The organism is Bradyrhizobium sp. WSM3983, from assembly GCF_000473045.1.
Taxonomy (GTDB): domain Bacteria; phylum Pseudomonadota; class Alphaproteobacteria; order Rhizobiales; family Xanthobacteraceae; genus Bradyrhizobium.
This window is the reverse complement of the sequence record NZ_AXAY01000007.1, coordinates 324,785-337,438: the sequence shown is the minus strand read 5'-3', so window position 1 is coordinate 337,438 and position 12,654 is coordinate 324,785. Positions and strand designations below refer to the sequence as shown.

18 protein-coding genes are annotated in these 12,654 nt (G+C 60.6%); 4 read left to right on the top strand and 14 right to left on the bottom strand.

What is annotated here, in order from left to right:
- Positions 1 to 357 (top strand): efflux RND transporter permease subunit (locus tag YUA_RS0114505; RefSeq protein ID WP_027531350.1); only part of this gene is annotated, 357 nt, incomplete at its 5' end.
- 15 nt (positions 358 to 372) lie between these two features.
- Here YUA_RS0114505 and YUA_RS0114500 read toward each other — a convergent pair.
- From YUA_RS0114500 to YUA_RS0114480, 3 genes are all read right to left on the bottom strand, one after another.
- Positions 373 to 624: a hypothetical protein gene (locus YUA_RS0114500; protein ID WP_156947126.1), complete on the bottom strand. Its 252-nt coding sequence runs from the start codon at positions 622 to 624 to the stop codon at positions 373 to 375.
- A 735-nt stretch (positions 625 to 1,359) separates the two neighbouring features.
- Positions 1,360 to 1,776: a type II secretion system major pseudopilin GspG gene (gene gspG, locus YUA_RS44000; RefSeq protein ID WP_063627787.1), complete on the bottom strand. Its 417-nt coding sequence runs from the start codon at positions 1,774 to 1,776 to the stop codon at positions 1,360 to 1,362.
- Between the two features lie 663 nt (positions 1,777 to 2,439).
- Positions 2,440 to 2,808, bottom strand: coding sequence for a hypothetical protein (locus tag YUA_RS0114480; RefSeq protein ID WP_027531347.1), 369 nt, complete (start codon positions 2,806 to 2,808; stop codon positions 2,440 to 2,442).
- 179 nt (positions 2,809 to 2,987) lie between these two features.
- On the opposite strand from YUA_RS0114480, the gene YUA_RS0114475 reads away from it, so the two are divergent.
- A complete protein-coding gene (locus YUA_RS0114475) occupies positions 2,988 to 3,425 on the top strand; it encodes a hypothetical protein (protein ID WP_051383177.1) in 438 nt (145 codons plus the stop codon).
- 34 nt (positions 3,426 to 3,459) lie between these two features.
- Here the strand turns inward: YUA_RS0114475 and YUA_RS0114470 are convergent, their stop codons facing one another.
- Entirely contained in the window at positions 3,460 to 4,347 is an 888-nt protein-coding gene (locus tag YUA_RS0114470; protein ID WP_084292546.1) for an IS1 family transposase, read from the bottom strand.
- Positions 4,348 to 4,430: 83 nt separating this feature from the next.
- Between YUA_RS0114470 and YUA_RS0114465 the strand changes: the two genes are divergently transcribed.
- Together YUA_RS0114465 and YUA_RS43995 are read left to right on the top strand one after the other, a co-directional pair.
- Positions 4,431 to 5,573: a helix-turn-helix domain-containing protein gene (locus YUA_RS0114465; protein WP_027531344.1), complete on the top strand. Its 1,143-nt coding sequence runs from the start codon at positions 4,431 to 4,433 to the stop codon at positions 5,571 to 5,573.
- A 119-nt stretch (positions 5,574 to 5,692) separates the two neighbouring features.
- Positions 5,693 to 6,064, top strand: a complete 372-nt coding sequence (locus YUA_RS43995) for a hypothetical protein (RefSeq protein WP_198029418.1) — start codon at positions 5,693 to 5,695, stop codon at positions 6,062 to 6,064.
- Here the strand turns inward: YUA_RS43995 and YUA_RS0114455 are convergent.
- The 10 genes from YUA_RS0114455 to YUA_RS0114410 all read right to left on the bottom strand — a co-directional run bounded on the left by YUA_RS0114455 (position 6,061) and on the right by YUA_RS0114410 (position 12,647).
- On the bottom strand, positions 6,061 to 6,234 hold the full coding sequence (locus tag YUA_RS0114455; RefSeq protein ID WP_245285167.1) for an RNA-binding protein: 174 nt from the start codon (positions 6,232 to 6,234) through the stop codon (positions 6,061 to 6,063). The two genes, YUA_RS43995 and YUA_RS0114455, sit on opposite strands and share 4 nt — an antisense overlap.
- A 65-nt stretch (positions 6,235 to 6,299) precedes the next feature.
- Complete coding sequence (locus YUA_RS49975; protein WP_156947125.1) at positions 6,300 to 6,752, bottom strand: hypothetical protein; 453 nt, start codon at positions 6,750 to 6,752, stop codon at positions 6,300 to 6,302.
- A gap of 88 nt (positions 6,753 to 6,840) precedes the next feature.
- Positions 6,841 to 7,383, bottom strand: coding sequence for an A24 family peptidase (locus YUA_RS43990; RefSeq protein ID WP_051383176.1), 543 nt, complete (start codon positions 7,381 to 7,383; stop codon positions 6,841 to 6,843).
- 83 nt (positions 7,384 to 7,466) lie between these two features.
- Positions 7,467 to 7,955, bottom strand: coding sequence for a hypothetical protein (locus YUA_RS0114440; RefSeq protein WP_156947124.1), 489 nt, complete (start codon positions 7,953 to 7,955; stop codon positions 7,467 to 7,469).
- 125 nt (positions 7,956 to 8,080) lie between these two features.
- Positions 8,081 to 8,683, bottom strand: a complete 603-nt coding sequence (gspM, locus tag YUA_RS0114435) for a type II secretion system protein GspM (protein WP_027531340.1) — start codon at positions 8,681 to 8,683, stop codon at positions 8,081 to 8,083.
- Positions 8,680 to 9,798: a PilN domain-containing protein gene (locus YUA_RS0114430; protein WP_156947123.1), complete on the bottom strand. Its 1,119-nt coding sequence runs from the start codon at positions 9,796 to 9,798 to the stop codon at positions 8,680 to 8,682. Before YUA_RS0114430 ends, gspM begins: the two co-directional genes overlap by 4 nt.
- 92 nt (positions 9,799 to 9,890) lie before the next feature.
- Positions 9,891 to 10,499 carry a type II secretion system protein GspJ gene (locus tag YUA_RS0114425; protein WP_027531338.1) on the bottom strand — a complete coding sequence of 203 codons (609 nt, stop codon included), beginning with the start codon at positions 10,497 to 10,499 and terminating at the stop codon, positions 9,891 to 9,893.
- A 23-nt stretch (positions 10,500 to 10,522) separates the two neighbouring features.
- Positions 10,523 to 10,969: a prepilin-type N-terminal cleavage/methylation domain-containing protein gene (locus YUA_RS46865; protein ID WP_198029417.1), complete on the bottom strand. Its 447-nt coding sequence runs from the start codon at positions 10,967 to 10,969 to the stop codon at positions 10,523 to 10,525.
- Positions 10,969 to 11,406 (bottom strand): GspH/FimT family pseudopilin, encoded by a 438-nt coding sequence (locus YUA_RS0114415; protein ID WP_027531337.1) that lies wholly within the window; start codon positions 11,404 to 11,406, stop codon positions 10,969 to 10,971. The genes YUA_RS46865 and YUA_RS0114415 overlap by 1 nt, the downstream gene beginning before the upstream one ends.
- Positions 11,403 to 12,647: a type II secretion system F family protein gene (locus tag YUA_RS0114410; protein WP_027531336.1), complete on the bottom strand. Its 1,245-nt coding sequence runs from the start codon at positions 12,645 to 12,647 to the stop codon at positions 11,403 to 11,405. Before YUA_RS0114410 ends, YUA_RS0114415 begins: the two co-directional genes overlap by 4 nt.
- Between the last annotated feature and the right edge of the window lie 7 nt (positions 12,648 to 12,654).

The following is a 12,654-nucleotide window of genomic DNA, read 5'->3' as shown; positions in this document are numbered from 1 at the left end:
GTCGGCATCATCCTGCTGATCGGCATCGTCAAGAAGAACGGCATCATGATGGTCGACTTCGCGCTCGATGCCGAGCGTCAGCGCGGCCTGTCGTCGGCCGAAGCCATCTTCGAGGCCTGCCAGGCGCGCTTCCGCCCGATCCTGATGACGACCATGGCGGCGCTGTTCGCCGGCATTCCGCTGGTGGTCGCGACCGGACCGGGCACGGAGCTGCGCCGCCCGCTCGGCATCACCATCATCGGCGGCCTGTTCGTCTCGCAGATCCTGACGCTCTACACCACGCCCGTGATCTACCTGCTGATAGACCGGCTGCGCCGGTCGCGAGCGCCGGTGCCAAACGTTGCGGCAGCGGAATGAGCCGGCCCGGCAGACCTAGACTGCGTCGTCGGGCCGACCGATGATCTGCAACTTCCATTTCATCTGCGGCTGGCTCTGCCTGACGCAGAACCGCCCGTCGATGACGGGGAGCTTGAGGACGGAGCTGGGCTGGTTGCGGCAGCAGCTCTGGGTGCTGTCGGGAAACCCCGGCTGGTAGACGTAAAGCCGGGTGTAGAAGGGCTCGACCGAGATCAGCAAATCGACCGTCTTGATGGCGCGAGGGATCTTGCCGCTGAGATCGATCAACCGATCTCCGGGATTGCAAGCGAGCGTTACGAGTGCGAGGGCCCAATACACCATCTGAGCTTAGCCGAACGATCGGAGGACGTCAGCGCGAAAGCGCGGCTCGCCCTGCCCGCCGAGTTGATCAGAGCCACCCGGTAAGGTTGACCGGTTAGGTTAAATTCCGAGTCCTGTTGCTCATGCTGCGAGCCTCACTATTGGTTCCTTATGGGCAAGAAGCAATCCAAGCCTTCAACAAGTCAACCGCCGACGGCGGCGCTCAGTCGCATGCGCGAAGAAGTGCTGAGGCTGAGGCAGGAAGTCGAACTCGAACAAGCACGAGCCGATGCCATCGCAGCTCAGCGACACGATCATTTGAAACGGACCGATTAGGCCGCCGACGAAGCGCTCCATAGGTGCAGACTAGTCCTGCCCACCGCGAGGCTTTTTGTCGTCGCCGCTTCGCATCGCACAGACAACTCTCTGGGCCAAGACCGCATGATCGGTCCCGTTCCGGTCAGCCGGATTCCCGTCGCTTGCTGCCGCTCGCAGTCTCGAAAGTTCGGAAAGAGACTTCAGAGTCAGCTTTGGCTTGAGGCGCACACCACCAGAACGCAAGAAGGACATGGGTGTAATCTCATGTAAAATGCCAAGTCTAACGGCTGCGCTGCAGCCGTCAATTCGGTCGCGCGTAGGAAGAAAGACTATCAGGGCCTCCGGTATCAGCGAACGAAGGGGCGTTGGCCCAACTCCATCGTTTCACCCATTGTCTGCCCAGGCACGGCTCGCGCTCGCTGCGGAGGCAGGCTTCTTGGTCCCCTTACCCGTCGGCCCGAGCGAGTAGACATTGTATTCGCCCTGCTCCGAGACGGAGTATTGATAGGGGCGCCCCCACGGATCGAGCAAAGTCCTGGCGTTCTTCAAATAGGGGCCGTTCCAGCGAGGCGCTTCCGGCGTCGCTTCGACCAATGCCTTCAGTCCAGCGCTCGAGCTCGGATAGGAGCCATTCTCCACATAATACATCTCGAGCGCCGTGTTGATGTTCTCGATCTGAAGCTGGGCGGATTGCGTCTTCGCCTTTCCGAAATAGCCCATCACTTGCGGCGTCGCCATGGCGGTAAGCGCGGCGAGGATGCCCATCACGACGAGCAGCTCAAGCAACGTATACCCGGCCACAGCTCGGCGACGCCTGCCATGACGAAGCTTCCTGACGCGCTGTGGCGCCGAAGATTCATTCGTGTCGACGGTCATGATGCCCCCAAACAAGTATCCTTGCATTTCGGGGTATCCTCATCTCGCCTCGTGTTCACCGGGTTAACGGAACCGGGAACTTCGAGCCAGTCTGAATACGGGGATAGCGAACCGGCGAGAATGCTCGGCCACACGAAAGCCAGGCGTTAAGCTTTTCGGCAAGTTAATGGCACTCATGAGCGAATCGAATCCGCCATCAAGCTTAACCGGCGAGTTCATTTGTATCGAAATCCGCGCTCCTATAGGTCTGCACCGTAGATCGAAAAAAACAGAAGTTCGTCAAATGTTTGCGGGAGAGCTCGACTTGCAGCGCATCAACGTCTCCAAGAGCACTACACGCGACCCGATCGAGAAATCGCTGTGCTTGCGCTATGCAGAGGTTCTCGCGCTTCGCGAGGCCGTGCGGAAGGAGAGCTCGACCTTGACAGCGAAGAGGCCCAGGCGGAGCGGCAGCAAACGGACGCGCGTGAACGGCAAGTGAGATTGGTGTTCACGCACGCCTCTGACCGATGCCGGCGACGCGCTCTCCTTGCGATCATCGGCTAAAGCCGTAGACCGAGCCCAATCCTTCAGCGCAGAGACCTGGTATCAATTGCAGCGGTTAAGGCTGCGCAATCGCGGACCGTCGAACCAGACCAGGCGGCACCGCGTGACGTCGGGCCGGCCATAGGCATCACGCGCCCACTTCCCGTAAATCGCGTATTCGCCGTAACCGAAGGGATAGTCGTAACCGTCATCCAGCCTGTTGTCGACGTAACGAGCGACAGGATAGGAGAGGTCTGGCGTCACGACGCTCACCACTGGAGGCGCAATCCGCGCGAGGCGTGCATCATATCCATACGCGCCGCGCCAATGAGGCTTGCGATAGAGTCTCGCCCCGTCGCCCGCTTCGACGATGGAAGGAGCGAGTATCGCGATCATCGCGACAGTGGCGACGGTAAACGTCGTGGCTTTCATCGATCTCCTCGCTCCGTTCGCCCTCCCCTTGTGCGACGATGACCAGCCTATCCTACTCTCGGCTGAGGCGCGTACTGCTCGCCCGAGACGTGGTTAAGCCTTCGAGCGCAACGAGGCCGAGAAATGCCGGTTAACGCGGGGAGCGCAGCCCCTCGGAGAGGATCTCACCGCGAAAAAATATGGACGCTTCGCGTTTTGCCCTGCATAAGCGAGGAATGAATAGATCGATTGTCACAACCGCGCTTGCAATTGCCGCCTGGGCCGCAATCTCGCTGATTGGCTATGCCACGCTGACCAAGGTGCAGTTCATCTATTTGATCTACAGCAGGATCAAACCGTTCCTTTTCGGGGTGAGTATCTCGACGTGGGCCCATTTGGAGCACGCCATCGCGTTCCTGACACTGGGTAGCCTGTTCGCATTGGCCTACCCTCGGCGCACACGCATGGTTTGCGCGATCGTGATCGGAAGCGCCATCATCTTCGAGTTGCTTCAGACCCTGACCCCTGATCGCCACGGCACCTTGTTCGACGCGTCCGAGAAGATCGTCGCGGGCTGTGCGGGCATTGCCGCGATCAGACTCGTTCAGCTCGTTTTGGCGACCAAGAAGGAAGCGTGAACCTCGAGCGCGCATCCAACGATTGGGTAGTGTCTCAGTTTGAAATCTCGTCGGCTTCGCGCTTCTTGTAGGGACCGCGAATGGCGGGGCCCGGGTTGGCGGCGTCGATCAGCGCAACCACGTCCGTCATCTTCATAACCCGGTCGATCAGGCCCGACGCCATTGCCGGCGTCGCGCCCAACGTCTTGTGGACGCGGCAGAAGTTGCAGAACACGAAGTAGAGCGCCAGCGCGTGGCAGTGATTCTCAAACTTCTTGCTGAACGCATTAGTGAGGCGGGTGAACCGGCGCATTGACATGCGCATGGTCAAGTTCTGCCGCTCCACAAAGGACGTGTTGATAAGGTCCGGGTCGGGGTTGCCCATGATCGGGGTCTTGATCGCGCCAATACACTTGGGCGGGCTGTAGCGGCCAGCGCCAGCGTAGTCCGCCGCGAAAATCTTGTTCAGCATCGCATAATCGGCGTCAAAATCGACCGCTGCCACGGCCTTCAAGTAGGCCTTGTGACCGCCCGTGGTGAGCTGGACCTTATTGGCAAGCCGGGCCTTCAAGTCGCCCATGAATGCAATGCCGGTGTGCTGACTGCGGTCGCCAACGTGCCACGACACGATCAGCTTGGAATCGGTATCCAGCGCCGTCCACGTCCAGACGTCACCAGCAGCCTCAGGGGCGGCCTTAGCGAACTTGACGTCCCTCTGCTTAGCGTAGCTAAACGACCAAATCTCATCGCACTGGACGGCCTTGGCGACTACGCCGCGCACGGTCTTGTCGTGGAGGGCCGCACAAGCCAGTCCAGCGTCGATCAGAAGCTTGGAAACCGTGTTGATCGACACGCCAGTTACCCGCGAGACCGAACGCATGGACGATCCCTCGCAGAGCATCAGAAGGATTTGGACGCGGGTCTGGAGCGGCAGCTTGTTCACACATTTCATAATGAACTTTTTGTGCTTACAGTCAAGCAAATATTTCAGTTTGCAGATTTGCGCAAACTTGCTAAGCTGCTGCTATGCATCGAAATTTGGATCAATTCCGCGCGCCAAGCCAGTTGATAGACGCCCTTTTGAAGGAAAAGGGATGGACTAACAGAGTGTTGGCAATCGTGCTCGGGATGGACGAGACCGCTGTCTCGCGAATCGTCAATGGGAAGCGTCCGGTCGACGCAGAATTGGCTGTGACGCTCGAAGAAGCGTTCGCCGTCCCCGCAGAGGATTTTCTCGAACTTCAGCAGAGTTACGACTTGGCCCAAGCCCGGCTTTCTGCCCGGCATGATCCCGTCCGCGAAACCCGCGCTCACCTATTCGGCAAGCTGCCCGTGGCTGAGATGATCAAGCGGGGCTGGATCAATGCCAAGGACGTGAAAGACCCGATGGTCCAGCCCGAGCTGGTGCGTTTCTTTGGCGTCGATCGAATTGAGGACATTGAAATCCTTCCTCACGCCGCGAAAAAGACTGAGGTTAATACTGAGGCGACTCCTGTCCAGCTCGCTTGGCTTTACAGGGTAAGAAAGATAGCGAGCGAAATGCTCGTTCCTCGGTACGCTACTTTTGGAGCGACGCAGGCTGCATCAAAATTGAAGCCGCTTCTGGTTGCTCCAGAAGAAGCTCGCAAGGTGCCGAAGGTCTTGGCGGAGCACGGCATTCGGTTTCTCATCGTTGAATCGCTCCCATCAGCCAAGATCGACGGCGTGTGTTTTTGGCTCAACGAGACGTCACCCGTCATTGCGCTATCGATGAGGTTTGATCGGATCGACAACTTTTGGTTCGTGCTGCGGCATGAGCTGGAGCACGTTGCCCGCGAGCACGGCCGTTCAAAAATGATGCTCGACGCGGAGCTTGAGGGGGAAAACGCGGGGACAGGGGCGCAGATCAACGAAGAAGAGCGGATAGCAAACGCTGCTGCGGCTGAGTTCTGTGTACCGAAGAAGATGATGGACGCCTTCATAGCTCGTAAGGCGCCCATCTTCAGCGAGAGGGATATTCTCGCGTTCTCCAAGATGATGAATGTTCATCCTGGATTGATTGCCGGTCAATTGCGGCACCGAACGGGCCGTTATGATCGGTTCGTAAGTTACCTTTCCAAGATCAGATCCATCGTGACGCCGAATGCGATCACAGATGGATGGGGGGATGTTGCTCCCCTCGGCAACTAACGGAGACAGAAAGTGTCCAAGAAGCGAGAAATGCAGCGTTTGATTAGAGCGTACAAAGACGAGACGGGTGATCGTGAACTCGATATGCGCAAGGTTGCGCGTTGGGCTGTCAGCAAAGGTTGGTCGCTCCCGAAGCCAGCAGACCCGATGGAAGTGCTCGCCCGCGATTTTCAACGGCGGCGCGAGAAGTCATCGACTACGATAAAAAGACAGGGAAACCGTTCCGCATCTATCACGCCCTCAAGGCTTCGCAGGGCGGCACCCAACTTCACTTCTTCGTTGATATCGAAGAGGCAACCCGCAGCCAGATGTTGGTCTCTCTGGTGAACCGCCGGGAGCAAATGGTCAGCGACGGCCTTATGCTCAGCTACGATCAGGACCACTGGAACGACGCCCACGCAAGCGAAGAGCCAATCCAACTCCCGATGGACCTGACTTTCGATATCGAATTGCGCAAGAATGTGCCTGATGAAGATGAGGGGGCGGCCTAACGGTCGCCCTTCTTCCAGCGGGCCTCAGCGGCCAAGCGCGCTATTTCTGATCGCTGCTGCGGCGTCAGGCTGGCCGCTCTGGCTTTTCCGCCACGCTTGCCGAGGGCGGCTGCCGCTTTAGTTTCCGGCTCTCCGTCCTCAATCTCGCCGGTCGCGATCTTGGCGATCATGATGGCGTTGCCGATAGCGTCGGCGGGTCGCCTCTCGCCCTTAGGGCCTCTTGGCATCAGCGTTCCTATTTGTGGTGAATCTCGTTTTCGGTTTCCCAACCCTGACGCCAGAAGTCGTGGTCAGGCGAGACAGGCGGATAAGGATTGTCGCGCTCCAAATCCTTGTTGTCACGCCAAGCGTCTTGCCCATGCTGGAAAGCCTTTTGATGCGCCGCGTCGCTTCTATCGCTCATAATTTCCCGTTCTGCTTCCAAATAATCAGACGATAGGCTAATGCTTAGCGGTAAGCTTCGCAAGGGAGAGGCAAAATGGAATTGAATAGGTTGGGCAAATCGCCGTTCAATCGCACTGAAAACAGCGTCCACCAAAATATGGAAAGCGCGAATGTCGTAGAGGTCCGTTTCCTCGGACCGGAGAACACCAGCGATTTTCGGCTGGACCTGACTTGGGACGACGTTGAAAAGCTCATCGTTGAATTTGTGACGATGAAAGAACCAAAAGCCGTCTTGCTCGATCAAGCGAAGTCGCTAGGCGTTGCGGCGCGGCGAGCTGGCTGGATTCCAAAGGCCGAAAATTCAAACTGAGACACTACCAACGATTGCGTGCCTATCCCAACAGGAAACTCATCGGATCGAACACCCATGCCAACCAAAGCCCGACGGCGAGATGAGGGCCGAACGGAATGGCATGCCGGCCATCGACCTCATAGCGCGCCGACTTGAGCAGAAAGGCGCTGGCGAGCGCCGAGACGACTGCGATCAAAAGCAGTGCTGGAAGCGAGCGAAAGCCGATCCAGAATGTAGCGGCAGCGAGAAATTTCACGTCGCCAAAGCCAAGCCCGTCATAGCCGCGAGTCCAACGATAAATCGCACGAAAAGCCGCAATCGCTATCGCCACGACGACGACCTCAGCGAGGCGGTACATGACCTCGTCCGGATCCAGAATCCAGACCGCCGCCAAGCCGCTTGCAGCCATCGCGCCGACAAGCTTGTCCGGGATGATGCCAAAACGGGCGTCAATTGCGCAGATGGCGGCCAGGAGGGTGGCGAGCGCAACGCTCAGCACGAAATAGGCGATCCACTTCTGGTCGACTTGGCCGCTCAGGAGGATCCAGAACAATCCGAAGACCAGGAGCCAGACGACAAGCACCTGGTCTCGGTAGGGCTCGCGACAAACCAGAGCGCGCGTCAGGTAGTAGCCGGTACGCCTCGCCGTTTTACGTAGCTCCGTGATCATTTCAGGACGGTCAGCGGTAGAGTCTGCCGTTCACCGTCGGCCTCGAGCACAATCTCGTTCGGCTTGACCTCGGAGAGCCGCCAACCCGACCATTGCTCATTCAATGCGATCCAAATCCCCACCGGGTTGTCCGATGAGGTCAGGAACGCCTTGGCTCGCTCGCCATTCATGAAGACGCCTCTGAGCGCGACGCTGGGGTCAAGCATGGTCCGGATCGGCGCCGCCGCCTCGGTGGCCGCCGGCGCCGGCGTGGTCAGTAGGCCCTGACGATTTCTGGAGAACAGCGGCCGCTGCAGGATATTCTCATAGCCGCCGGTCCGGCTTTCCTGACGCGCTGCGACCAGTGTCCCCCGGCCGTCCCACGTTGACTGGCTGGCGACGGCAACCTCCAGTGCGACGATGGTTGCGACCGGCGTCACGACGGCAAGGCCGATCAACACGGCAAGCCCGATCAACAGGCCACGCCTTGGCGGGGTGATCGCCATCAGCTCGCGACGGCTCGGAAAATCATTGCGCAAGAACAAGCGCGAAGCCACCGACGCGGCCAGTTGGCGCGGCGCCGAGATCTCCCGCCAAAGCTGCCGGTGGCCGGACTGGGATACCACCTCCGTCATCGGCTTGCCGCCCTAGCGGCTTCGCCGGGCCGGTTCTCGCTCAGCAGCGGGCCAGGCGGCGGGCTTCCCGGGTTGCGCAGGGCGCCCTCGATCGTCAGGCTCACCCGCATCCGGCTGTCATCGCCGTCACCAAGCGAACGCAGCGAGAAATCCGTAATGAACAGAAACGGGGTCTGTGTCTCGATGGCGGAGATGAGCTCCCGCACGGCGGCTGACGCCCCTTCGACCTCGAGCCGTACCGGGATTGCACGCCATTGTGCCGCCTGCCGGCCCGGCAGACCGCGAATGGTTTGGATCGCGAGGCCCCTGGTGCTCGCCAGAGCCTGCAGGCTCGCCTGAAGATCGGCGCTGGCGACCCGCTCTTCCGCACCCGGCAAATAGGGATCAATGTCCTGCGCGGTCGTTTTGGCGAGCCTTGCGGCCTCATCCGTGACCCGCTGGATCTGGGCGAGCTGTGCCGCATTGTCGAGGATGTCGTCGTTGCGCTCGCCGAAATGCGCAACGAGCGGTCCCAGGATCAGGAAACCGACGGTCAGCACGATTGCGCCATTCAATCCCGCGAAGAGGAGGCGCCGCTTGAGAAGTCCGTCGCCATTCATGACTCCGGCCTCTCCGCCGCCTTGACGGGACGGCCCGCGCCGATCTTTCGTACCTTCAGCGTCATGCGGAACCGGTCCTTCCGCTCAGTTGCGTCCGGGGTAATCGGACCGGCCAGAGTCGCGCCGGCAAAAATACGGGAGGCATCCACAGCGCGCACGAGCCGGGCCGCATTGGACGACAATCCCGCAAGGCTTACCACGCTCCCGGTGATCCGGAGCTCGGTGAGGAAGGTGTGGTCCGGAATCACGCGGGAGAGTTCGTCCCAGATCGCGAGACTGCCCGGCTCCGTCTTGAGCGCGATGAGGCGAAGCGGGACGCCGGCGCCCTGCGATCCGTCCTGGCCCCCCTGTTTGGCCTCATAGAGCGCGTCTTCAAGTTGCCCCGCCCTGATCGATTGCCACGTTTCGACAGAAGCCAGGGCAAGAGCGCAAACTGCGACCAGCGCGATCGCCAGCGTGCGGATCGCGCGAAACGCCCATGGCGGGTCCTGGCCCTGCGCGGCGCTGAAGGTGACGACGCTGAGCGGCTTGCCGCTCGGCTGTTTCGCGGCGATGAAATCGATGTCCGAACTTCGCCAGCCAAGCCGGACGATCTCGGACTCCGCTCGATCCTTCGGAATGATCCAGTGACGAAACTCCACCACACCTGCGCGCGGCGTTTCATCCGCCGGCGTTGCGCCATGCCAGATTTCGGCAGGCTGGAACGGCGTGCGATGGATGATCTCCTGCGCCAGGACTCGCGTCAGGACATCGAGCTCCGATCGAGGCACGTTGAGCCGGCGCTGAAAGAAGCGATCGGCTTCCAGTGCGACGCCAATCTGCACCGCGTCACGCTCGCATCCAATTTCAGCAAGCCAGGCGTCGACCTGCGGACGACCAGAATTGCCAGCCGCGAACCGCTTCTCGTGCACGCCCGACGGAGCGACCAGACGACCTATCAAAGCGCCCTGCTCGTCCCACATGAACAGGCGAGTAGCAGTTTCCGCTTGCAGCAGATGTCGCCAGGCTTTCGGGGTGCATTCGCGCAGCTCGTTCAGCCACCAGCACGAAAACTGTCGCCACGCCGTGGTCAGCGTGCCGAGCCCTTCGAACCGTGCCACCGTGACGTCGGTCATCGGCTTGCCTTCCCGCCAATCCAAGCTTTCGATTCGGCAATCCTATTTACTAAATCTTTACGGGAGGTAACGCCGGACCACGATCCGCAGGCTCAGGATCCCGGCTGATTGCGGAGAGCGACAATTGCCGCAGGCCCATTCCGCCCGGAGTCCTCGAATTCGAAGCCAACCTCGACCAGCGAAGGCAGCCGCTCCGCCTTGATCCAGTCGTTGCGCCATGCCGGGTCACCTTGCGAGCTCGAGACGCCGAAATAGCGAAAGTGGACTCCGCGGACACCCTTCAAGACGACGGTCGAAGCCAACGGCGGCTTGCGCTCGCCGTCCTTCGGCGCTCCGAAGACATCGAGGATCAGTTCGTCGCCGCTGCGGCGAATGCGAATGTCCTGCAAGCCTCCCGGCAAGGCGCGTCCCTCACTCAGCGCAATGAAACGCATTCCCTCGCGCCCGCCCTCGAACAGAACGCCCCCGGGCTGGGAAGGATTCGCCGTCGGCATTGCCGAGGCGATGAAGCCACGCAAGCTTTCGACCACGGAGTTTGTTTCCATTTCCACGCCATTGCGACGATCCGCATCGAACGCCCGGATGGCTGTCGACAATCCGCCAACGATGAAGCCGGTCAAGACGGTCAAAAGTGCAAGCGAGACCACAAGCTCGATCAATGTGAGCCCACGTTCGCTCTCGCGCCCGATCGGCGCGCGCATTGTCCGGCAACGCCGTCGCCCCTTCACTGCGCGGCTCCCTGGGCGAATTTCAGTGCCGCCAGTCTCGTCTCAAGTCCGCCGTCCGCCTGCACGACGATCTCGACCCATATCGGCACGATCTGAGACTTCGGCCCCGGTGTAGCGCCTTGCTGGCGCGAGTTTCCGATATCCACGACCGAGACAATCTCCCGCCACTGATACCGTCCGATGCGTCCCTCACGACGTCCGCTTTTCAGCGAAGTCGCCCGTCCTGCAGCTTCGAGCCTGGATTCGGCGATCCGATCGAGGATATGCTTGGTCTGAAGTTTGGCATCGGAGCGCAGCGCCGCCGTAATGCCGGCGGTCAAAGCTCCCAGACCGATGGCGAGCACAGTGAACGCCACCATCACTTCGATCAACGTGAAACCGCGTTGACGCAGCAGGCCGGCATTGCCGGTCATCGGTCGGCGCAGACCGAGGCGAGCGGGCATCATTCAATCCTCGGCTCACCAGTGAACCAGTTGACGATGATCCGCTCCTTTTGCCCTTTGTAGCTGAGCAGAATCTCGCCGCCGCTCGACTGACCATCCGGATAGAACCGCACCCCGCCGACCCGGCCACGCCGCTCGGTTTCTGCAACCGTCAGAGCGATCTCCATCCCGCTGGGCAATTGGCGCATGGCATCGACGGCACCGAAGCGCCCGTTCCGCGTATCCACGTCGACCACAATTTCCGCATTGCGGGCCCGCGCCCGGCTTCTGGCAAGCTGCAGGGTCGCCGCGATCGCGCGCGCTTCCGCACTCGTGCGCGCAGCCGCCGATCTCGGCTTGGCGGCCAGAACCGATACGACGACGAGCGCCATGATCACGAGCACCACGAGCGTTTCGATCAGCGTGAACCCCGCCGATCCGGTGTCAGAGCGCCTCATTGATAAGCCAGATTGTTGATGGAGAGGACGGCGCTCATCACCTGAAGGATGAGAGCTCCGACCAGACCACCGATTCCCACCGTAAGGAGCGGCGTGAGCAACCCTACGAGTTGCTCGATCTTGCCTTGGACTTCGGTTTCCAGATTGGCGGCAACGCGAGCCAGCATCTTTGCCAATTGCCCGGTCTCCTCACCAACCGCGACGAGGCGGATGGCGGCCGGAGGTAGCAAGCCCGCTCCGTCCAGAACCTGGCTCAACGCATTTCCTTCCGGCACGCGACCGACCGCTTCTCCATAGCGAGCCTTGAGATGTCGGTTACACACCAGGGAGAGCGCAGTTTGCAGCGCCGTCATGAGCGGCACTCTTGCGTCGATCAAGCTGCCCACGGAGCGGGCAAAGTGGCCGGCTTCGCGACGCTGAATGACGGCACCGACGACCGGCAGGCGGCATTTGAGATGGTCGACCTTCCTCATCATAGAGGCGTCACCGGCGATCCTGCGGTAGATGACCAAGCCGGCCGCCGTCACGAGCCCGAGCCAGATCAAGAGCTTCGGCCAGCGCTCCGGTAGATCGGCCAGGACCGCCAGAATGCCCGGCAGTGGCAGACCCGCATCGGAAAAGATCGGCAACAAGTTCGGAATGAGCACCAGAACGATGACGGCGATCGATACCAGCGACATCATCAAGAGAACAGCGGGATAAACCAGAGCCGCGCGGACCTTGTTTCGGACGTCGACCCTTCGCGCCAGCATCTCGCTGATCTGCGTCAGCGCCTGCGAGGTTTTCCCGCCGGCTTCACCGCCGGCAAGGATGGCGACATAGTCGGCGGGGAAAACGTCGGAGCGGCGCGCCATGGCCTCCGAAAGCTGGAGGCCGGACAGGATATCCTTGAGCAGGCCGTTCGCGAGGCCAATCTGTTTGCGCGATGCACCGGCACCGGCCAGCACCCGAAACGACGCATCGACAGGAACCCCGGAGCTGACCAGTGACGCCAGCTCGGCCGTAAATGCAGACAGCTCCTTCAATCCGACCCGTTCGGAGCGCATCCAGCCTCGCCTCGGTGCCTTCCGTTCATCCGGATGCACCTGCGACGACGCGGCGTCTTCGCAGAGCGTCGTTTCCACCGGCGTCAGCCCGGAGCTGTAGAGCGCTTCGATGGCAGCGTCGAGCTCATCGGCAACGATCTTGCCCGACGTGACGATGCCCTGGCTGGTGTAGGCGCGATACTGGAAGGTGGACACGCAAAGC